Source organism: Candidatus Acidulodesulfobacterium acidiphilum (assembly GCA_008534395.1).
GTDB classification, from domain to species: domain Bacteria; phylum SZUA-79; class SZUA-79; order Acidulodesulfobacterales; family Acidulodesulfobacteraceae; genus Acidulodesulfobacterium_A; species Acidulodesulfobacterium_A acidiphilum.
In genome coordinates this window covers 184118-205133 of sequence record SHMQ01000001.1, presented here as the reverse complement: position 1 = coordinate 205133, position 21016 = coordinate 184118, and the positions used below count along the sequence as shown (strand labels likewise).

Below are 21016 nucleotides of genomic sequence, written 5' to 3'. Positions count from 1 at the left end.
TAGCGGTATATTTTATAAAAATTATTATGCGTTAATTAAAATAATCCGAAAAACGACTGCGGATTTTTAATCTTTTTCTTCTTTACGGTTTCAGTAGGCTCGGTGCCTTTAATATAAGGCATCAGTACAGGATCTTTATAACTTGAATTCGCTATTAAACCCGTATATGGATTAATCTCTGCAAAAACTATTCCTTTAGGTATAGAAAATGCCTGAGGACGAAAAATAAGAAGCGATTTGGACATATAAGAGTACCATATAGGCGCCGCAGTTATAGCTCCTACCATAAACCTGCCCATAGAATGAAAATCGTCTAAACCCGTCCAGACTCCCGTAACTAAAGAAGAAGTATATCCCATAAACACTCCGTCCCTATACTGGCTTGAAGAGCCGGTTTTGCCTGCCACGTAAGGCGTAATTTTCCGAATATTTCCAATAGTAACTCCAGTCCCGTTAGTTATGACTCTTTCCAGCATATTAGTCAATACATAAGCAACTTGAGGCGATAAAACCTGCTTGCATTCAGGTTTATAATGATAAAGCTCTTTTCCGTTCGGCGTTAATATTTTAATTATAAAAACAGGTTTGCATTCTTTTCCGCCGTTTGCAAAAGAAGTATATGCGTCCGTCAAGTCTATAAGACGGACGCTTGAAGAGCCGAGAGCCATAGTTAAGTTCCTGACTACATGATGAATGCCCATTTCATTGGCAAGATGCACGACTTTCTCAATTCCTACTTTTTTAAGCAGTTTGACCGCCACCACGTCTATAGAATGCGCCAGCCCGATAAGAAGCGTAGTAGGACCTGTAAATCTTCTCGAAAAATTGTGCGGTTTGTAATATTTTCCTGGTACTCCGGTAGGGTATATTACGGGGGTATTATTTATAATAGATGAAGGTGTATAACCTTCCGTAAGAGCTTCGGAATAAACTATTGGCTTAAAAGCCGAACCGGTCTGTCTTTTTGCGTAAAGCGCACTGTTAAACTGAGTTTGGCGAAAACTTATTCCTCCTACCATTGCCCTAACGAAACCGTTTTTAGGGTCTAACGAAACTAATGCTCCCTCTATAACGTCTTTTTCTTCCAAAGAAAAAACCGGTATATGATCTTTATTCCATCCGTCAAATTTGACTAATATTTCGTAACCCGGTTTTAAAGCCTGGTTAACGTTATTAATAGTCCTGTATGCAAAATACACGTATCTTTGAAAATGGGATGCCCATCTCATATTGGATACAGGCAGTATTCCTTTAAATTTTCCTAAGGCTACGTAAGCTACTTGACCGTTTTTAGAAATAGCCGTAACAAAACCTTTATACAAATCGCCTTTATACAAATATTTAATACGGTTTTTTTCGTTTTTTATCTTATTAAGCATTTCGCCGTAAGAATATTTATGTAAAGGTCCGGTGTAGCCGTATTCGTGGGTAAGTTTGATTAACCCTCTTTTAACCGCTTTATCTGCATACGTCTGCGCCCTTGCGCTTAACGCCGCGTATATTTTTAAGCCGCCTTCTTTATAAACCTGTTTGCCGTATTTGCTTATAATTTCCTGCTTAATAAAAGCAAGATAATACGGCGCTACGCCGTAATATTTAAAAAAATTGCTAAAAACAAGCTTTGTTTTATAAGCTTTTTCGGCCTGAGCTTTCGTTATAAATCCGTCGTTAGCCATCTGAAATAAAACATATTTCTGCCTTCTTTTAGCATCTTTATAATGAATATACGGATCTAAAAAAGAGGGGGCCTGCGGCAATCCGCCTAGCATAGCAGCTTCCGGCAGGGTAAGTTTCCATACGGGTACGCCGAAGTAAGTCAGCGAAGCCGCCTGTATGCCATAAGCATTATTGCCCAAATAAATCTGATTAAGGTATATATTTAATATTTCGTTTTTAGATAAATTATCCGCAACCCTATATGCTAAAATAGCCTCCCTCAATTTCCAAATATACGTTCTTTGATAAGGAATAAGGATAGTTTTTGCTACCTGCTGGGTTATAGTTGAACCGCCCTCCACAATATGTCCGGCAAAAAGATTAACGAAAAAAGCCCTCGTTATTGCTTTATAATCAAGCGGCCCCTGATTATAAAAATTTTTGTCTTCCGCCGCTAGAAAAGCCTCCCTTACCTGCAAAGGAATTTCGGAAAAAGGTACTACCTCTCTGTTGACTGAACCGAGATAACCTACCAATTTGCCGCTTGCCGAATATACGTAATTTACTTCCTGCGGATGATAGTCTTTCAAAGTATTAATACTTGGAACGGTAGAAGCAAGAATAAAATATAATACGGTAAGAATAACGACCGGTGCAAAAATTATAATCAGTATAGCCGAAATAATTATCTTAGTTAATTTTTTTTTCTTGGTTTTTGGTTTGCCCGAGTTTACCTCTTTAGCTTTTTTTTCGTCTTTAGTTTTCATAAAAATATTTTATATATATATTTAGTTAATTCCGCAATAAATTTACGGACATTTATATATTATACAATATTAATTTTAAGTTTGAAAGTTTGAAACGGATTTGCTGGAAATACTTATATCATTCAGGGGTAATAGAGGAGGAGCCGTTTTTGTCTTTTGCGCTTTTTGAACCCTTAAGCAGGAAAATAACCGGCATAGACACGACAAAACATACCGCCATAAATATAAATGCCATATTAAAAGCAATCATCGTAGATTGCTGAGTTACCATACCGTTAATTAATGCAAGAACCTTTTTGACGGGAGGATAAAACACAAAAGAATGCGTAATTTGAGCGGCTCTCCTTAAGGATAACATCGTCTGCGTATTGTCGCTTATATTTTGTACGAGAACGGAATGCGCCATCTGGGTATTATTATCTATCATCGTAGCCAGTATAGCTATACCTATCGAACCGGCAACCTGCCTAATCAGATTAAACAAACCTGCTCCGTCTATTTTATATTTATTTTCAAGCGTAATCAAAGAAGATGTCATAAGGGAAACTATTATCAATCCGAAGCCTAAACCCTGCGTAAACTGAGGCCAAAAAACATCCCAAAAACCCATATTAAGACTCATTGAGCCTATCTGAATCGAAGATATAATAGATAAAATAAATCCTATAAAAACTAAAATTTTTGGCCCTACTTTATTAAACAGCCTGCCTGCAAGCGGCATGCTTATAACCATAGCAAGACCCCTCGACATTATAGCAATACCTGCATCGTATGCTGAATACCCCATTATTTTTTGCAAAAACATAGGCAGAAGAAACAGGCTTCCGAATATTCCGAGGCTAAAAACCATAGACAAAAAAGAATTAGCCGATAAATTTATATCTTTTAAAACTTTAATGTTAACCGCCGGATTTTCCACTATGAGTTCAGTTATAACGAAAAGTACCGAAGCAACTGCCGATATAATTGTTAGATTCACTATATAGCTTGAAGAAAACCAGTTTTTATACTGACCGTCCGTTAAAACAATCTGCATTGCCCCGAGTCCTACGGTTAAAAAAATTATGCCGAGCCAATCTACGTTTCCTTTTATCCTCTTCATTAAAGGATGGTCTTCGATTATTAAATAAATAAGTATAAGGTTTAAAAGTCCTATGGGAAGATTAACGTAAAATACCCACGGCCAGGAATAATTCGTTACTATCCAGCCTCCGATATAAGGGCCGATTGCAGGGCCTAAAACTATCGCAAGGCTGAATATCGCCATAGCCTTACCCTGTTCTTTTTTTTCAAAATTTTCGGCAAGGTAGGTCTGCGACAAAGGTATAAGGGCTCCGCCGCCTACGCCCTGCAGGAGGCGGAAAAGAACTATGGAGTCTAAATTCCATGAAAGACCGCACAAAGCGGAACTTACCGTAAATAAAAAAACGGAAGATATGTAATAATTTTTCCTGCCGAAACGCGAACTAAAAAAACTTACCAAAGGCATTAGAATAACGCCGGAAAGCATATAACCCGTAACAACCCATGTAACCTGCTCTATCGAGGCATCCATTGCGCCCTGTATATAGGGCAGGGCGACGTTTACTACGCTCATATCCATACTGTATAGCGTAGTGCTTGGAATTACCGCTAAAACTATCAGCCATTTATTTTTTAAATTCATGTTCATAATCTAAATCCATCATTATGGAAAAGGTGGAAAAGGTGTCAGATTTTATTTTCCGCATACTAAACAGTCGATTAACAGAAAATTTGTTTCCGGAAAATTAATCTGACACCTTTTCCATAATGTTAATAAAGAGTTTATTTTTCTATTTTAACGAACGGTTCTACCGATAGCCCGGGATAAAGAGGGGTCTTAGAGTAAAATTCTTTGTTTAAATTAATTTTTACGGGAACCCTCTGCACTACTTTTATATAGTTTCCTGTCGCATTTTCCGGCGGAAGAAGGCTAAAAACCGAACCGGTTCCCGATTGAAAACTTGATACCGTCCCGTGAAAAGTAACGCCCGGATAAGCATCGACTGTTATAATAACCGGCGCGCCTATTTTTATATTATCAATGTCCGACTCTTTAAAATTAGCCACTATCCAGACTTTGCGAAGATTGACTACATTAAGGTAAGGAATGCCGGGCATAACGTAACTTCCAACGTTTACGTTCTTTTTCGTCACATATCCGTTGCATGGCGCATAAACTATCGTTCTGTGCAGATTAATTTGGGCTATTTTATAGGCGGCGCGCGCCGTCTTTGCAAAGAAAACCCTTGATTTTAAAGCCGTCCTTAATTCCGCTATGCTTGCGGCAATCTGTGTCAGATTCGCTTCGTCTGCGCCGACTTTTGCCAAAGTCATCTTGTATTTTGTAGCCATTTCATCGAACATAAGTTTTGAAGCGGCCTTTCCTTCATAAAGATTTCTGTATCTTATATAATTCTGACGGTCTAATTTTTCTAAAGCTTCGTCGGCTTTAAGCTGATATCTTGCTTTTGCAAGAGCGCTGTTCTGGACTAAAATAGAAATCGATATCTGTTTTATCTGTTTTTTGCTGGCTTTAAAACCGGCGAGCGACCTGTTTACGTCCTGAATATAATCGGATTGGTCTATTTTAAAAAGCGGCTGTCCTTTTTTTACGAACTGATTTTCTTTGACGTATACTTCTACGACTTTACCCTTGACCTGAGGAGCAACAGGCACTATAGCGCTGCTTCCGTCCACGAAAGCGTCGCTTGTCGTAACGTGGGAGAATGAAAATTCGATATTATGAAGTTCAAAAATCGTCCCGATAACTAAAACTACGATTATTGCTATTAAAACGTATTTCTTTTTTACTCTGTTTTTTTTGCCGTTGCCGTTTACGTTGCCGCCGATATTTTTATCGTCGCCATTATCTGCGTTAACGGCATTTACGGCACCTTCATTTGTTTTATTCTCCATATCTATTCCTCCCTATGTCTCTTTGAAGCTTGGCTAAATATATATCGTATCCGTAAAGCGAATCGTAATAGTTTAATTGGGCATGTTTAAGATAAGTTTCCGCGTCTAAAACTTCGGTTGACGTGGTAGTTTCCTGTATATACTGCAAATTTGTAATTTTAAGATTCTCTTTAGCCTGCCTTACCGACAATTTTGCAGCTTTAATATTTTTAAAAGCCGTCCGAAGATTTAATAAATCGCTTTTAACCTCAAGCCTGACGTCGTTTATATAAGATTTAAGGCTATATTTTAAGGCAGTCTTTTCATGCTTTTCTTTCTGATAATTATCCGACGTTTTAAACCAGTTAAACAGCGTCCATGTAGCGCTTAAACCTATTATCTTATTTTCCTGATTATTAAACGCATTATTTTCAGCAAGCCAGTTTTGGCCGGACTGAGAATATGCGGCAAAAGCCGAAACATGAGGATAATACCTGCTCTCGGCAATCTTTTCTTTAAGCGTCTCCTGCTTAATTTTAAACCTGAATATTTTTAATCCAGGTCTGTGCCTTAAGGCATAAACAAAAAGAGGGCTTAACCGGTATCTTTTAAAATTAACGTAACGTATATTTTTAAAACCGTCCTTTGCGTTAATGTTTTGATTGAGAACGGTATTGAAATTCGACACGGCAATATTTAAAGCGGCTATGGACGACGTCTTATACTGCACGGCGTCCGCAAGGGCGACTTCGGATTTCAGCAGGTCGTTATAAGGAATTACGCCCTGTTTGTAAAGGAGTTTTGCCTGCATTTCGTGGGATTTTAAAGATTTTACCTGTTCGCCCGCTACTTTTAACTGCTCCTGCGCCCTTAAAACGTTAAAATACGCCAATTTTACGCCTTCTATAACGTTTAAGACGGCTTCATGTTTTTGAACCCTCGATATATTTATGCCTATTTTTGCAAGTTCTCTTTTATCGAGAAGCGCAAAACCTGTAAAAACAGGCTGGGTTATTTGAAGGCTCCAGTTAAAATTAGTATCGGAATTCATATATATGCGGGGAGGAAAATACATATAGCCGTTTTTGCCGCCGCTTTTACTAAACGTCGGGATAGGCACGTGCGACGTCTGAAGATACGGCTGGTATTCCATTCTCGACGCATTGTAGTTAAACGAAAGTTTCGGCAGCATACCTGCGGTAGCCGCGTTAAAATTTGCCTGCGCCGCCTTAACCCTTTGAACCGCGCTTTTTATTAAATCGTTGTTTTTCAGCGCCTGCCTTACGGCCCTGTTTACGGTATATGCGCCGTTTTGAGCCCTTTGCCGCCCCATACTTATGCCGCCGTTATATTTATGCTTATTTTTAAACATTTTTTTGTTTGTTTGAGCATAAACGTTGAAAGGCAATACAAGGCTTATTATATAAACAATAATTATTAAAAAAACGGATGCAATTATATTTTTTTTCATTTTATTTTATCGCCTAATAAGCCGTTTTATTTACTTTTCGGCAGATGCCTTTTTAATTAAAGGAAGCAAATTTTTTAAAACTTCGTTTTCGCCGTTAAGGCTGTAATTCATCCATGTGCCTTTTCTTCTGGTCGTAACGAGACCGGACTTTCTAAGAATGCCCAGATGAAAAGAAAGGTTGGGCTGTGATATTTTAAAAATTTCCTGAAATTTACAAACGCACATTTCTCCGTTATCTATCAACAGGCTTATAATCTCAAGCCTAACCTTATCCGATAAAGCGTAAAAAATATCTCTAAGCCGTCCTATAGATATATCTTCGGATATATCTATAGGTTCAACATCGTTTTCGCTTTCTAAAATTTTTAACGCTTCTTTCATATTTTGTTTTCTTTAAATCTTTTATTTAAATTAAGATTTATATTATATATCGACAGTATATATCAGCAGCAGCAAGAACCTTTTTTCTGATTTTTTGCCGCTTTCTCCATGGCCTGTTTTATTTCTTCCTTGTCGATATCGCCTTCTATTTCAACGGAAAGACTTCCAAAATCTCCTTCTTTTAAAGAAATAGATTTTATTCTGGCTTTTTGCGAATCGCTAAGGCAGTCGCATTTGCCTGTATTGCAATTTTCTATGCTTTTTTCCATATCGCTTTTTGTAACTTCTTCCGCGTTCAACTCGACAAGCACGCCGTTTTCAAGATTTTTTATATCAACCACCGCTTCTTTCGGAGTAGTTTTTTTAGCTTTTCCCGACCCGCATCCGCAGGAACCCATATTGTTTCCGGACATTTATACCTCCTCGTTTAATTCAATTTAATAAAAATTAAAATAATAAATTTTTTGTTAAACAAAAATTATTTAATCATGCACAGTTAAAACATATACTATCATAATATATTTTAAGTATATAAAAATTTTTTTATATAGTCAAGCAAAATATAAAAAAAATTTTATATTTAATTTTTTATATTTTAATTACATCTTAATTTTATAGTTTATCACTTATCTTTAAGAGAAAATTTTTCTATAACCGTGTTTAAAAGAAGTTTAGACTCGTCGTCGTTATTTTTTGCTTTATCTAAAATCTCGGTCAAATTGTTTTTAAGCTCAACGTTGTTTATGCCCGATATAAGTTCTTCCGCTTTTACCGTATCTACCGAAAAAATATTATCGGAAACTTTTTCTTCCATTAATTCCTGAAATAATTTTATTAACGGATTTTCGTTCATTATCTCGTTATTTTTTTCGATTAATTTTATTAAAGACGATGACATATAAGAAGCTATTTCTTCTATATCTTTTTCTTTAAGCCTATTTAATGCCGCTCGCACCTCGGCAATCGCATGCTCCGGAATAGTTAGCTTACTTACATCTCTGCCTTCGCCCTGCATGCTCAAAAAAAATTGTATATAGGTTAAATCCAGAGCGAAAATCCTGAAGAAATATTTCGTTTTTTCCTGATTAATATAAAAATAATAGGTCAGGCCGAAATACGTCGAAGAAATCAAAAATCTGTTTAAAGTATCTTTAAGCGGCGAAAGATCTAAGCTTTTTATAATTTTTGCTTCGGAATTATAATTGATTGGCTTTAATAACCGTAAAAATAGAAATCAAATTATTAAGGAGTCCGTTAATTTCTATTAAATCTGTTTTTATGTCTTCTGTAGATTTGTGTTCGCTCGACTGCACCCTCAAACCTATAAATATAGCTATGACGGCTGCAAGCACCGCAAGGGAAGAAGTAAGCGAAGCGCTGACTTCGCCGCGCGCCTCCCACAAATTCGGATGCTTATAATCCATGAATAAAAGAATTAAAGATAATATTACCGAAAATAAACTTATAACTACTACGAATATTCCCAACTGCCACGCGTCTATTTTTTTTAAAAAATTAATTTTTCTCATTATTTTTATTATTTATTTTTTAAATTTAATTTTACATATATAATTACTTAATCGAATTTTTATATTTATAATTGCCTTATAAGTCCTTTTTTTATTATAATTATATCATATAAAAAAAATTTTATATTTAATTTTATGTTATAATTTTTTAGTGAAGATAACATAAGGAATTATAATCATTTAAAAAAATTAACTGCATGTTCAATATTTTAAATAATGATAATGTAGAAAAATAAAAAGGAGGGGGAATATGCCTTATAAAGCAGACACCGTGGCTTTTTCGGGCCTTTTGCAGTGGGAGGCCGTCGAAAAACTTATAGAAGACGTTAAAAATTCCGGCTCGCAATGGCATTACGTCTATACCCAGACGGACGACGAGAAGGGCGAAATGGACGCCGGAGCGGCAGCCGGATTTTTAAAGGAAAGAATGGACGAAATAAAAAATCTTGATAAGATTTGCGGATGGTTTTACGTCCACACAAAAGACGAACCGTCTATAATAAAAATCTACCATCCGAGAATGTCGGGAGGCGGCTGTTCTTTAACGACGCCGCCGCCCTGGATTATCGTTTCAAAGGAAAAACCTGAAGACATAGCGAATCTGGAATCTTACAAGCCCGTAATAAAACCGGCAAAGAAAGGATTGTTTAAGCGTATCTTTTAAAGAAATGGTTTAACAGTCACTTTGCTAAGCACTGATTAAATCGTCTTTGCTAAGCATGGGGTAGTGCTTTTTATTTAATGTGTATAATTTAAATTGTAATTTTTTGCCGAAGCTCCTATGATTGCATCTGCAAGCTCTATTTGATGGGACTTTCTATATTTATTTATATATATACCAGCCAATTCGCCTATTCGTTTATTTATATCTAAAAAATAAAAACTTTCTATAAGTTTACGGGTTTTTCTTTCCTCTTTGTCCGTCATTCCCGAATAAACCTCCGCAACCTGAATGGGCGTTATATATATTTTGCCTGATGTTTCTTCGGATAAGCGTTTTGCGTCAGTCACTATTGTTTCTTTACCTCTTAATATCCAAATGATAATGTCCGTATCAAAAATTATCAATTCTATTTCCCTTTCTTAATTTTCTAATAAAATAGTTAATTTTAAAATCGGGTTTGTCTTTCCACGCGCCTTTAGAACCGTCTATGGCGTTTGATATTTTATCGCTTTTATTTACCAGGTTTTTTTTGGGGTTTTCTCTTATTATTTGAGATGTACTTTTACCTAAAATCAAACTTTCTTTCTTTAAAATTTCGTATATTTCATCGTCTAAATATATTTGGGTTCTTCTCATTTAAAATTCCTCTTTTTATGAATTTAATCATTTATAATTTACTAACATGATGTATATTATAATTTATTATATATCATATTGATAAATTATAAAACTAAAATAATTATTTTCATTATTTAGTTTTTGAATTTAATTTATAAATATCGCTTATTATATGACGGAAATAAACTCCGCCACTATTTTATATTTGTTTTCGGAAGCGTTTTCCAATATGATGTTTTCAAAGTCTTTATTATCCGGAGAAAGAATAATTCTTGTATGCAACCAATTTCCGTCTTCTTCAGAATATTCTTTTTCGCTATGATATCTTTTTACCGTAAATTTTTGATTCGTTTCTGGGTCTAACTCATGCATCATTTCCGCAATCACTACTTTGCCTTCGCGCGAACCTTGCGGTTCATAGCGGAATATGCAATAACTGCCGTCAGGTATGGTCGGCTCCATGGATTTGCCGACGACTTTCGCTATAAACATATCGGGATATAATTTATGAAAATAATTTAAATTATTAACGTTTTTCCAGCCGAGCCGCTCGATGTACTGTTCTGCGCTAAACTTTGAAGCGGCGGCTTCCAAAGAATACACTGGAAGATATTCGACGAATTTCTGCTCTTCGGGAACATCGTCGTCGGGTATTACGTCAAACTTTGCAGGGAAATCGATTACGTTAGACTTTTTCGCATTATCATCGTATTTTATTGGGCTTTCAGCCGCAGATTCTGATTCGACTATCTTATATTTTGAAATTTCCTTTATTATATCAAGAGATTTTATGCTTAAATTAATTATTCTTTTTATAAGGTTGACGATATATTTGTAATCGTTAATTTCTTCAAGATATAAATTTGGGTCGTTTTTTATAAGACTGTTTTTATCGGTGTTTACCTGATATCTGTTCATTATCCATTCTATGGCCGATTTGCCGTTAACGATATAATCGTAGGATTCCAAAGGTATATTGGATAAGGTTATGTAATCGTTATATATTATCGTCGTTTTATCTTTATCCTTTCCTTTTTTGCCGAATTTCATTTTTTCTACGTGGTAAAGTTCTTTTTCCGTTAAATTTTTGGCATTTTCCGATATTATTTCCTTAACGGGATACGGTTCAATATTTTCGTAATTAATATGCAAATTTGCCAATTCCCTGCCGTATTTGCTTATGTCCTTAAACTCGGAGATAAACGGAATGCGCGGCAGCATTTTAGTCAAATCGTTTGCAAACGTCTTTTTATAATCTTCGTTATGCAATATGCCGTATATATAATAAAAAATATCCTCCTTATTTATGCCTGCGTCATGGTATTTATCTTGTATTTCTTTTAAAAATTCATCGGAAATGTTGTCTTTTTTAGTGTATTGAGTCTTATCCTGTTGCGGTTCCGAATTAAATAAACCTGGATGCGAACTATTTTCATTATTTTCATCATCGGTTTTTTCGTAGTAGTAAAGGGGAAAGGATTGAACATGCTTATGTAAATCTGGAATTAAATTTGTTATATTAACAAAGTTACCATTATTTTCAAAGTCGCTTGTTAAAATCAATAAATTATCCGAATTTTTATCCGGAAATATTTTTGGAATTTGGTAAACTCTTTCATTTAAATCTCTGTTATAATAAAGCCATTGTTTGCAAAACGGTCTATGAACGGCAGTAATTATATCTTGACTATTAAACTCTAACTTTTTTTTATTTTTTAATTTATTTTTAAGTCCATCCGACCAGCTTATTTTAGTCGGGTCGTTGTTGACGAAACTATCTATATTTTCCTGAATATTGACCGCATTGCTATATCTGTCGACTTCGCCGTTATAAAACTCAATCATAGATTTTATGTTGTTTTGAAGTTTTTCTTTTGAAAAGTTATAGCACCATGAATCTCTCTGGGTTTTTAAGCCTCCGGAGTAAATTTTAAATATCGTTTCACTTTCTAATCCTGTTTTATCGCCCATAGGAATAAATTCCGAAAATACTGGATTTCTTTTTTTAATCCAGTCATGGGATTCGTTGGGAATAATTTCCTGCCATTTTATATGGGTTATATCTTTTGTATAAGAAATATAATTCAATTTTTCGTTAGTTTTTAATTTTTCAGGTATTTCATAATAGAATATTTTATTATTTTTTGCTTTATCGGGGTTTTTTACGAGTAAGGTTATAGCTACTCCGGTTCCGCATCTGTTTCCGAAAACGTTTTCGCCTTCTTCGGCGTTATAAGCCCTGAAATTGCCTTTTAGGTTAAAACAATAAACGGCAGTAAATTCGTCTAAAAGGCTTTTGCGAAAACCGTCAAGAGCTTTGCCGTTAATATAAGAATTATTGCTGATATAGCATATTACCCCTTTATCTTTAATTCTGTCCGTCGCCCACCTAAAAGCCCGTATATATGAATCGTGAAGACTTTGTTTATTCTGGGCAATAGAATTTTTAACGTACGTGTTTATTATTTTTTCGTCCAACTTGGGATATTTATCGTTTTTATTGTTCTCATTAGCATTTCCTTGATTTGCCGAATATGGAGGATTGCCTATAATAACCCTGATATCTTGCTGTTTTTGTTTTAACGCTCTTTTACTGTTTCTTTTTAGCGGATAAAATATTTCTTCGTCGGTAGCGGATATAGTTATTTGTTGTTCTTGCGACTTATATTCGTCTTCAAGCATCTGAAAAGTATCGGTTAAAACTATACCCGTAAAAGGTTCGTATTTTCCTGCTATATTTTTGTAGGTTTCTTCTATATTAACGGCTGCTATGTAATACGCAAGAAGCATAATGTCGTTTGCATGCAGTTCATTTTTATACTTATTTTCTAATTTATCTGGACCGATTATGCCGTTATGAAGCAGTCTCGTAATAAAAGTGCCGGTTCCTGTAAAAGGGTCTAATATATGGACGTTTTCGTTTTCAAGCTTTGTAGCGAATTCTTCGTTTAAAACATGCTCTACGCTGTTAACTATAAAGTCCACTATTTCTACCGGAGTATATACTATGCCGTATTTATCCGACGATTTTGGATTTGCGAGAGAAAAGAAGTTGTCGTAAAGTTCTATTATTACCTTTTGTTTGTCTTCCGGATTTTTAATCGCGCTTACTTTATTTTTAACCGATTCATAAAACCGCTCCAATTTCTTGGTTTCGTTTTTAAGCCCTTTTTCGTCCAACAAGTTTATTATTTTATCCATAGCAAGAGAAATAGGGTTTCTTTTTACAAAGTCGGAATCGAATAATGTTTCGAAAACAGGTTTTGTAATAAGATGCTGGGATAGCATAATAATAGCGTCTTCTTCGGATATTACGGGACTTATATTCTGTCTTAATTCTTCCAAGAAAACATCGAATTCTTTCCTGTCGTTTGCGTTCTGTTTTAAAATTTCGTTTATTCTTGCGATATGGACGTTCATTATGTCTATTATATCTTTCGTCCAATTTAATAAATATTCCTTATCGCCGCATTTTTCGACTATTTTTACTCTTATGGCGTCTTTCCACATCTTTATTTTATCTTCCGGAAAGTCGAAATTAAGCTGTTCCTTCGGAATACTTACGCCGGTTCCTATTATATGTATCCTGTCGCTTTCTCCGTTGTATTTTAATTGGTTTATTTCCCTGTCCATTTTATCGTCGTGGGCGCGCAGGCTTTCGAGCGTATTCCAAACTATATTATAATTGCTGTCTTTTAAAACATCCTCCGGCGCCTTGTTAACTGGTATGGCTACCGGCAATATAATATATCCGAATTTTTTTCCTTCAGATTTCCTCATAGCTCTTCCGACCGCCTGAATAATATCTATTTCGGAATCTTTAGGATTTAAAAATATTACGGCATCTAGCGCCGGAATATCGACGCCTTCCGACAAACATCTTGCGTTCGATAATATTCTGCATTCGCCCTCCGGAATCGGTTCTTTCAGCCAGTCTATGCGATTATTTCTTTCTATAATATTCGTAGTACCGTCTATATGCTCTGCTTCACATTTTAAATCGCCTAAATTCTGCGTTATTTTCCTAAATTCTTTGGCTATTTTTTTAGAAATTTCTATTTTGCCGGCAAACATAACGGCTCTTTTCATAGGATTTGTATCGATAAATAGATTGGAATCGTCTATGCTTTTTTTGGATAACCCGTTGTAACAGCCGGTTAATTTAGACAAATCGCCTAAGTTTAGAGTATTGTCTTTTCTCGCAAGTTCCGACTGCATATCTTCGTTTATAAAATCTTGCGCCACCATATAAACCATAACCTGATAATCGGATAATAGTCCAAGTTCTACCGCTTTGGAAAAACTTAATTTATATATAGTTTCCCCGTATATTTCAGAATCGTCGTCCATAGAACAAAGCACTATGTCTTTTTTCTTAGCAGTATTTTTAACGTTTGAAGTATAAATTCTTGGGGTTGCCGTCATATACATCCGCTTTTTAGCTTTAATCTTGTCGTTGTCGTGTATCATGACGAAGTTAGAATCGTCTTTTATCGGACCCTTAATAACTCCCGTAGTCCTATGGGCTTCATCGCATATTACGAAATCGAACCCAGGCAGTCCTTTAGACTGCGCATCTTGAATTACGTCAAGCGATTGATATGTCGAAAAAATTACGGTTCTGCTTTTTATGTTGTTGCCGTTTTGAAAATTTTCTAATAATTTATCGGCATTTGTAGTAGCGGGGAAAGAAAGTTCATGCAGTCTTAAATCCTCGTCTTTGCCTATTTTAACGTCGGAGCATACCGCATATGAATTTATCTGATTTTCGGCTTCATAATTCCATTCTTTTAAGGTTTGCGATAAAGCGATATCGACGGCACTAAAAACAGTATGTTGGCGTTACCTTGCGTTATAGCTTCGGCTATTTTAAGCGAAGTATAGGTCTTTCCGGTACCGCAAGCCATAATAAGCTTTCCCCTGTCATGATATTTAAAATATTCGACGGTTTTTTCCAAAGCTTCTTTCTGATGCGGCCTTATCGTTTTTTTGGGCTTTACTTCAAGATTTTCAATTTTGTTTATATCAAATTGCAGCCAATCGATAGAACTGTTTTCCAGATCGTCCAAAGTTATCAGGCTGACGGGAACGGCCTGTTCACTAAGAGAGTCGCTTACGTTATCGCTTATACTGTTCGTGGTAACTACCAATAACCTGTCGGTAAAAATTTTTTTACCGGATGCAGTGAAAAAAGAATCAATATCTTCTTTGACTAATTTATGTCCTTCTTCGTAAACCTTGCACTGTATAGCGCAAAATCTTTCATCTCCTTCCCTAAATTCTGCTACAAGGTCAACGCCGGTGTCATTTTCTTTTAAACCATATTCGGGATGGGATATAACAAAATCTTTAAACATCCATACATTTTTATATAAAGTTTTATATATATTATCCGTCTTTAAAAAATTTAGCGTTAATTTTTCAAAAGCCGTACCCAAATCTCTTATATTAGTATATTCGGCTCTTAAATTATTTAAAACGGTTTTTATGGACATTAAACGCTCCGTATTAATTTATTGATTAATTATTTAATTAATTTTATTTAATATATCCGTATTATATTAACAATTTTTTTAAAATAATAAAACGCTTTATCTGCCTTTATTATATTTGCAATGTGCATTTTTTGCACATTGCAATAACCGATAAAATAACATCTAAATTATAAGATTCTATTTCTCGTGTTACTATTCGATTACCTTCATTTTGAACTGTTGCAATTTTTGCTATAACGATTATGTTTTCTCTTTCCGAGCTATTCACCCTCCGTTTGAGGATTTTCACTTTTCGTCCCCTCTTCTGTTAAGGATGAATGGCGAGCTCCGTCTGAAAGGGTAGTTTCCGCTTCATTTTTAGCCGGCACCCTTATTTTGCCGGACATAAGTTTGGGAAGAAGGGAGTCCCGAAGAGCGGATAGGGTTTGGATTTGTTGTAAATTAATAATCATTTTTTCAAAAATTGAATTAGAGGTTTCGTCTTCTATGGGAAACTCGAAATCAACGAACCACCGCTTATAGATTGCCTGCGCTATAGCTTCCAGTGTTTTATTCTGCTCCCGCAGAAGTTCTATTTTGTCGTCAATATTTCCTAAAATTATAGCAATTTCTTCTTGTATTGCATATTCCGGCAATAGAAATTCCAAATTCCTTAATGTGCTTGCGGTAAGTTCCTGAAATGTAGAGCCGGACGCTTGTAATTTAAGATAATCTACATTGTTTAGTAGAAGATAATAAATAAATTCAGGCGAGAAACCATTTTTAACGATAAGGTTCTTAAAGCCCTGATTAGTAGTAAGTTCGTTTTTAGCAATAGCAAGATAACCTACAGGCGCTCTGCTTGTCAATAAAACTGTACGTGGAGGTAAAAGCCTTGCGCTGCTATTTTTTAGACCTTCAAGAGAAATATTCCTTTCTCCGCGCGAAATTTCACGGGCATTATAATTAGAAAGATCTTTGGGTGTTATCCAGGGAATATTTCCATTCCAATATTCCGGAATTTCGGTTTTTGGCGTACCCCCGCTCATAACATCGGCAAAATCCGATACTTTATAATATTGCCAAACATTATTTGTTTTTTCATATGCTTTTTTTAAAACATAATAAGACTTTTCTATATTTTTTTGAAACTCCTCAGTTATACCATGCCAGTCCATAACATCAACAGTGAAAGGAAGAGAAGATTCTTCAAATGCTTCCCTGAGTTTTCCTATTCGACCTCTTTCTAATTTCTTATCGCAAACTACAACTAAATCTAAATCTGAACTATCCTTATTCGTCCATGTAACCCTTGAGCCAAAAGCTCTAACCTCGCACTCATTCACATGCTTATTTAATATATCAAGAATAGTTTTTAATTCGTGTTTTGCAACATCAATCATTTTTTTCTTCTAAGATTAAAAATAGCTGTTTTGCATCTTTTAAAAAGGTTTTTGCAACTTCAAATACATCTTCTGCTTTATCATCACCATATGTATGGGATGTTTCGTTTCGTGCTCCGTGATACTCCATCCAATTATCTACATCTTCAATGAGCCCGCTTTTATATGCCTCGCGGAAAAGTTCCCTCCTGGTAGCCCCGTCTAAATTAGCTCCGCCTATATTTATTTCAAGCCATCTTTTCATAAACTTCCAGCAAAGCTCATAAGTAAATTCAAAATTTTGGATAACCCCTGCGCGTATAACTTCTTCTTCATCCGTATTAACTCTATCTTTGATAACCCTATCGGCGACTTTAATAGCCCTTTCTAAAGAATTAACCGCTTTTTGCAAACTACTTAAATCTAAAGGCATATATTACTCCCATAATTATAATTCATATTTATTTTGACGATTACTGAAAGCTGGTTTGGTCCCCTCGAGAACATTAATAATTTTCTCTTTAATTTATGGCTAATATTATCTTGTTTTCTTGTTATTTTTTCCCACTTTCCAAAATCAGCAGTATAACACCTATCATTCTATCCTTATCTTTCGGATTGCTTTCGGCGATAAGCAAAGTAAGTGCCGTTAGCACAATAGAATAACCTTTTATAATATGCTCTTTTAATGTTGTGGTCGCCCACCGGCGAAATCTAGTGGCATTCAGCGAATTAACGCGATATCCTATAGATAAAACCAAATCTAAATTATAATATTCTATCTTTCTAACAATTTTCCTGTCACCTTCTTTTTGAACTGTTTCCAAAATGGAAACAGTTGACTCTTTTTCAAGTTCAGCCGAAGCAAATATATTTTTCACATGCTTTGAAATTGCGGCTTTCTTGATGCCAAAAAGTTGAGCAACTTGCTGTTGGGTTAATAAAAGAGTTTCCTTTTTAAAATCTATTGCTATCTCAATCGCTCCGCTTTCCGACTGATATATAGCTATTTCATTTTTAATATTTTCCATAAATTCTTATTCCAAATTTAGCCCTATTTTAGCTAATTGTATTTTTATCTCTTCGTTCAGCCTTTTTTCTTCCGCCATCTGTTTCGACAGTTCCGCCGTCAGCCGTTTCATCTTTTCTTCGAATACTTCGTCGTCTTCTTCCGTTTCTTTAGTGCCGACATATCTGCCGGGAGTTAAAATATAGCCCTGCTTTTTTATTTCTTCAATGGCCGCTGCTTTGCAGAAACCGGCAATATCTTCATACTCGCCTCCTTCACCCCTGAAAGCATGGTAAGTACCTGCGATTTTATTAATTTCTTCATCGGTAAGCTCTCTGTGTCTTCTGTCTATCATAACGCCCATTTCGCGGGCGTCTATAAACAAAACCTCGCCTCTTCTGTCCCTAAATTTATGGTTCTTTTTATCGCGGGCTATAAACCAGAGACAAGCCGGAATCATAGTGTTGTAAAATAGCTGCGAGGGAAGGGCGACCATGCAGTCCACTAAATCGGCATCTATTATATTTTTTCTTATTTCTCCTTCGTTAGAGGTATTGGAACTCATCGAGCCGTTGGAAAGAACAAAGCCCGCTATGCCGGTCGGGGACAGGTGAAAGATAAAATGCTGAATCCATGCAAAGTTTGCGTTATTAACAGGGGGGACGCCGTATTTCCAGCGGACGTCATCCTTTAAAAGTTCGCCTCTCCAATCTGAATCGTTAAAAGGAGGATTGGCAAGAATAAAATCGGCTTTTAAGGTTTTATGGGCGTCGTTTAAAAAACTTCCTTCGTTGTTCCACTGAATATCCGCTTCTATCCTGCGGATAGCAAGGTTCATTTTGCAAAGCCGCCATGCAGTCTGGTTACTCTCCTGACCGTAAATGGAAATATCGCCTATTCTGCCGCCGTGTTCCTTAACAAATTTTTCGGACTGGACGAACATTCCGCCGGAGCCGCAGCATGGGTCATATACTCTGCCCTTATACGGCTCTATCATTTCCGTAAGGAGTTTAACTATGCATCTTGGAGTATAAAACTGCCCGCCTTTTTTACCTTCCGCATCCGCAAACTGTCCTAAAAAATACTCGTAAACCCGACCCAGTATATCCTTGCTTATGTTTTCTTTCTCGCCCAAACCAATCGTGCCTATTAAATCTATAAGTTCGCCGAGGCGCTGTTTGTCTAATCCTTCCCTTGCATAATTTTTCGGAAGGACGCCTTTTAATACGGGATTAATATTTTCTATTTCGGTCATTGCATCGTCTATTAGCTTGCCTATATGCGGCTGTTTCGCATTATTCTGCAAGTAATCCCATCTGGCTTTTTTGGGAACGTAAAATATATTCTTGGATTTATATTCGTCCAAATCCTCCGGGTCGGCTTCCGCATTGTTTAATAACTCATTGTAAAGCTCGGTAAACGAGTCTGAAATATATTTAAGGAATATAAGCCCAAGAACGACGTGCTTATATTCTGCGGCATCCATATTATTGCGCATCTTATCCGCAGTCTGCCAGAGCTTGAAAGTAAAATTGATGTCTCCCGTCTGATTTGAACTGTTGTTGTCGTTAATCTTCGCCATTTATAATCCTTTTTTATAATATAAATTTAATAAATTATTATATATGTTAAATAATATTTATTGCTAGTTTTCAAAATAATTTATTTCATACTATTTCATAACCGCTTTTATTTATTAATTCTTCGCTCAGCCGCCATAATTTCGTCCTCGCATCTTTATCATAGGCTATATCGTGCGGTTTTGCAATTTTTGAATCGCTGAAATATTTTCCGGTTATGTTTTCTACATCTTTAGAAACGGCTAAATAAACCGAGGTCTTAGCCCCGTCCTGCGGACTTCTGCCGAAAAACCCTCCGACTGCGCCCCAGCCTGCTTTTAAAAGTTTCGTGTTTATGACTCCAGGATGCAGGCAATTTACGGTGATATTTTTATCCTTCAGCCTTTCGCTTAACTCGAAGGTAAAAAGAATATTGCATAATTTAGAAAGGCTGTAGGCTCTGTGCCCGTCGTATTTTACAGGTTTTACGAGATTGTCGAAATCCATTTTCGAAGCATGCGCGGTCGAACTTACGTTTATTATGCGGGCGGGTTCTCCTGCCGGTTTAATAATTGGAAGAAGATTTAACGTTAGATAAAACATCGAAAGATGGTTTATCTGAAACGTAGCTTCTATTCCTTCCGGAGACAATATGTAATCTTTCAAATAAACGCCGGCGTTGTTTATCAAGATATCTAAACTTTCATACCTTTTTTTAACCTCTTCGGAGAAGTGGCGGACTTCTTTTAGCGACAGCAAGTCGCATGCGAAGTAATCCAAATTTTTAGCACCCGTTAAAGAAAAAATTTCCCTTATGGTTTGTTTGCATTTTTCTTCATTCCTGCCGTGAATCAAGACGGAAAAGCCTTTTTGCGCAAGAATAACGGCGGTCTGCTTCCCTATTCCGTCGGTAGAACCCGTAATAAGAACGGTTTTCATAACTTAGACGTCCTTTCGGCAACGATATTTCTGACGCTTTCGCTATTGTCGTCTTTCATTAAAGACAAATATTCTTCGGGGATTCTTCTAGACACGGCTTTTCTTACTAATGCTTCGTCGTCTTTAATCATATCCTTTAAATATTTCGGGTCTATTCTTTCGGCGACCTTAATTCTTACTATCGGCTCTTTATCGCTCATTAATGAAGGCAGAAAAGATTCGTCTATTCTTTCGGCGACCGCATGCCTTACCCAGAAAGATTTGTCGTTGAGCATTTTTGGAAGCTCTTTTGCGTCTATTCTTTTTGCGACTATTAGACGTACTTCTTTATACGGGTCGTTTATAAGAGGCGTTAAATTTTTGGCGGATATTCTTGAGGCGACTTTATATCTTACGTTTTCGTCCTTATCGTTAAGAGCGTGAATGAGATAAGAGGTATCCGCCGTGCTTACGGCATTAAACCGCTCTTTGAAATCGCCGGTTTTTAGAATATTTATAAATTCGCTTTCGGTCATTTTTATATACTAACTAAACTAAATAGATAAACTTAATAAATTTTCATTCTAATTCCAATTTTAATTTTATTTATTTATATTTGTAATACATAATTAATTATATCATAGTAGGGTATTACGTTAAACTTTGCGT

The 21016-nt window shown here is 35.9% G+C and carries 18 protein-coding genes and 2 pseudogenes; 1 reads left to right on the top strand and 19 read right to left on the bottom strand.

The genetic code is table 11. The annotated features are described in order from the left end of the window. Nucleotides 1–35: 35 nt before the first annotated feature. The 8 genes from EVJ48_01090 to EVJ48_01055 all read right to left on the bottom strand — a co-directional run bounded on the left by EVJ48_01090 (nucleotide 36) and on the right by EVJ48_01055 (nucleotide 8723). Entirely contained in the window at nucleotides 36–2423 is a 2388-nt protein-coding gene (locus tag EVJ48_01090; protein ID RZV40544.1) for a PBP1A family penicillin-binding protein, read from the bottom strand. A 118-nt stretch (nucleotides 2424–2541) separates the two neighbouring features. Continuing rightward, entirely contained in the window at nucleotides 2542–4095 is a 1554-nt protein-coding gene (locus EVJ48_01085) for a DHA2 family efflux MFS transporter permease subunit (protein ID RZV40543.1), read from the bottom strand. A 134-nt stretch (nucleotides 4096–4229) separates the two neighbouring features. Continuing rightward, nucleotides 4230–5363, bottom strand: a complete 1134-nt coding sequence (locus EVJ48_01080) for an HlyD family secretion protein (protein RZV40542.1) — start codon at nucleotides 5361–5363, stop codon at nucleotides 4230–4232. Continuing rightward, entirely contained in the window at nucleotides 5353–6813 is a 1461-nt protein-coding gene (locus EVJ48_01075; GenBank protein RZV40541.1) for a TolC family protein, read from the bottom strand. The genes EVJ48_01080 and EVJ48_01075 overlap by 11 nt, the downstream gene beginning before the upstream one ends. Before the next feature lie 30 nt (nucleotides 6814–6843). Then, nucleotides 6844–7128: a transcriptional regulator gene (locus tag EVJ48_01070; GenBank protein RZV40579.1), complete on the bottom strand. Its 285-nt coding sequence runs from the start codon at nucleotides 7126–7128 to the stop codon at nucleotides 6844–6846. Nucleotides 7129–7256: 128 nt separating this feature from the next. Next, nucleotides 7257–7607: a hypothetical protein gene (locus tag EVJ48_01065; protein ID RZV40540.1), complete on the bottom strand. Its 351-nt coding sequence runs from the start codon at nucleotides 7605–7607 to the stop codon at nucleotides 7257–7259. Between the two features lie 209 nt (nucleotides 7608–7816). Next, a complete protein-coding gene (locus EVJ48_01060; protein RZV40539.1) occupies nucleotides 7817–8209 on the bottom strand; it encodes a hypothetical protein in 393 nt (130 codons plus the stop codon). 181 nt (nucleotides 8210–8390) lie between these two features. Beyond that, nucleotides 8391–8723 carry a hypothetical protein gene (locus tag EVJ48_01055; GenBank protein ID RZV40538.1) on the bottom strand — a complete coding sequence of 111 codons (333 nt, stop codon included), beginning with the start codon at nucleotides 8721–8723 and terminating at the stop codon, nucleotides 8391–8393. 250 nt (nucleotides 8724–8973) lie between these two features. On the opposite strand from EVJ48_01055, the gene EVJ48_01050 reads away from it, so the two are divergent. Beyond that, nucleotides 8974–9387, top strand: a complete 414-nt coding sequence (locus EVJ48_01050) for a hypothetical protein (GenBank protein RZV40537.1) — start codon at nucleotides 8974–8976, stop codon at nucleotides 9385–9387. 74 nt (nucleotides 9388–9461) lie between these two features. Here the strand turns inward: EVJ48_01050 and EVJ48_01045 are convergent, their stop codons facing one another. The 11 genes and pseudogenes from EVJ48_01045 to EVJ48_00995 form a co-directional block, all read right to left on the bottom strand. Beyond that, nucleotides 9462–9797 carry a type II toxin-antitoxin system VapC family toxin gene (locus tag EVJ48_01045; GenBank protein RZV40536.1) on the bottom strand — a complete coding sequence of 112 codons (336 nt, stop codon included), beginning with the start codon at nucleotides 9795–9797 and terminating at the stop codon, nucleotides 9462–9464. After that, a complete protein-coding gene (locus EVJ48_01040; GenBank protein RZV40535.1) occupies nucleotides 9778–10023 on the bottom strand; it encodes a CopG family transcriptional regulator in 246 nt (81 codons plus the stop codon). The genes EVJ48_01045 and EVJ48_01040 overlap by 20 nt, the downstream gene beginning before the upstream one ends. A gap of 150 nt (nucleotides 10024–10173) precedes the next feature. Beyond that, the gene (locus EVJ48_01035) at nucleotides 10174–10497 is read right to left on the bottom strand and encodes a S24 family peptidase (protein ID RZV40578.1); all 324 of its coding nucleotides are present in this window, start codon (nucleotides 10495–10497) and stop codon (nucleotides 10174–10176) included. Between the two features lie 279 nt (nucleotides 10498–10776). Beyond that, nucleotides 10777–15500, bottom strand: a pseudogene (locus EVJ48_01030) (damage-inducible protein). A gap of 145 nt (nucleotides 15501–15645) precedes the next feature. Further along, nucleotides 15646–15735: pseudogene (locus tag EVJ48_01025) on the bottom strand (DNA-binding protein). A 25-nt stretch (nucleotides 15736–15760) separates the two neighbouring features. Continuing rightward, nucleotides 15761–16882 (bottom strand): hypothetical protein, encoded by a 1122-nt coding sequence (locus tag EVJ48_01020; protein RZV40534.1) that lies wholly within the window; start codon nucleotides 16880–16882, stop codon nucleotides 15761–15763. Next, entirely contained in the window at nucleotides 16875–17294 is a 420-nt protein-coding gene (locus EVJ48_01015; GenBank protein RZV40533.1) for a nucleotidyltransferase, read from the bottom strand. Before EVJ48_01015 ends, EVJ48_01020 begins: the two co-directional genes overlap by 8 nt. A 121-nt stretch (nucleotides 17295–17415) precedes the next feature. Beyond that, nucleotides 17416–17892 (bottom strand): hypothetical protein, encoded by a 477-nt coding sequence (locus EVJ48_01010; protein ID RZV40532.1) that lies wholly within the window; start codon nucleotides 17890–17892, stop codon nucleotides 17416–17418. Nucleotides 17893–17898: 6 nt separating this feature from the next. Further along, nucleotides 17899–19452: an SAM-dependent DNA methyltransferase gene (locus tag EVJ48_01005; protein RZV40531.1), complete on the bottom strand. Its 1554-nt coding sequence runs from the start codon at nucleotides 19450–19452 to the stop codon at nucleotides 17899–17901. 85 nt (nucleotides 19453–19537) lie between these two features. Further along, a complete protein-coding gene (locus tag EVJ48_01000) occupies nucleotides 19538–20368 on the bottom strand; it encodes an SDR family oxidoreductase (protein ID RZV40530.1) in 831 nt (276 codons plus the stop codon). Further along, on the bottom strand, nucleotides 20365–20883 hold the full coding sequence (locus tag EVJ48_00995; GenBank protein ID RZV40529.1) for a hypothetical protein: 519 nt from the start codon (nucleotides 20881–20883) through the stop codon (nucleotides 20365–20367). The genes EVJ48_01000 and EVJ48_00995 overlap by 4 nt, the downstream gene beginning before the upstream one ends. Nucleotides 20884–21016 lie beyond the last annotated feature (133 nt).

Coding starts and splice junctions, on each gene's coding strand:
- EVJ48_01055 (RZV40538.1), bottom strand. CDS start 8,723: ATGAGAAAAATTAATTTTTTAAAAAAAATAGACGCGTGGCAGTTGGGA.
- EVJ48_01000 (RZV40530.1), bottom strand. CDS start 20,368: ATGAAAACCGTTCTTATTACGGGTTCTACCGACGGAATAGGGAAGCAG.
- EVJ48_01065 (RZV40540.1), bottom strand. CDS start 7,607: ATGTCCGGAAACAATATGGGTTCCTGCGGATGCGGGTCGGGAAAAGCT.
- EVJ48_01010 (RZV40532.1), bottom strand. CDS start 17,892: ATGGAAAATATTAAAAATGAAATAGCTATATATCAGTCGGAAAGCGGA.
- EVJ48_01035 (RZV40578.1), bottom strand. CDS start 10,497: ATGTTTATAGCGAAAGTCGTCGGCAAATCCATGGAGCCGACCATACCT.
- EVJ48_01040 (RZV40535.1), bottom strand. CDS start 10,023: ATGAGAAGAACCCAAATATATTTAGACGATGAAATATACGAAATTTTA.
- EVJ48_01080 (RZV40542.1), bottom strand. CDS start 5,363: ATGGAGAATAAAACAAATGAAGGTGCCGTAAATGCCGTTAACGCAGAT.
- EVJ48_01050 (RZV40537.1), top strand. CDS start 8,974: ATGCCTTATAAAGCAGACACCGTGGCTTTTTCGGGCCTTTTGCAGTGG.
- EVJ48_00995 (RZV40529.1), bottom strand. CDS start 20,883: ATGACCGAAAGCGAATTTATAAATATTCTAAAAACCGGCGATTTCAAA.
- EVJ48_01075 (RZV40541.1), bottom strand. CDS start 6,813: ATGAAAAAAAATATAATTGCATCCGTTTTTTTAATAATTATTGTTTAT.
- EVJ48_01015 (RZV40533.1), bottom strand. CDS start 17,294: ATGCCTTTAGATTTAAGTAGTTTGCAAAAAGCGGTTAATTCTTTAGAA.
- EVJ48_01090 (RZV40544.1), bottom strand. CDS start 2,423: ATGAAAACTAAAGACGAAAAAAAAGCTAAAGAGGTAAACTCGGGCAAA.
- EVJ48_01005 (RZV40531.1), bottom strand. CDS start 19,452: ATGGCGAAGATTAACGACAACAACAGTTCAAATCAGACGGGAGACATC.
- EVJ48_01085 (RZV40543.1), bottom strand. CDS start 4,095: ATGAACATGAATTTAAAAAATAAATGGCTGATAGTTTTAGCGGTAATT.
- EVJ48_01020 (RZV40534.1), bottom strand. CDS start 16,882: ATGATTGATGTTGCAAAACACGAATTAAAAACTATTCTTGATATATTA.
- EVJ48_01060 (RZV40539.1), bottom strand. CDS start 8,209: ATGCAGGGCGAAGGCAGAGATGTAAGTAAGCTAACTATTCCGGAGCAT.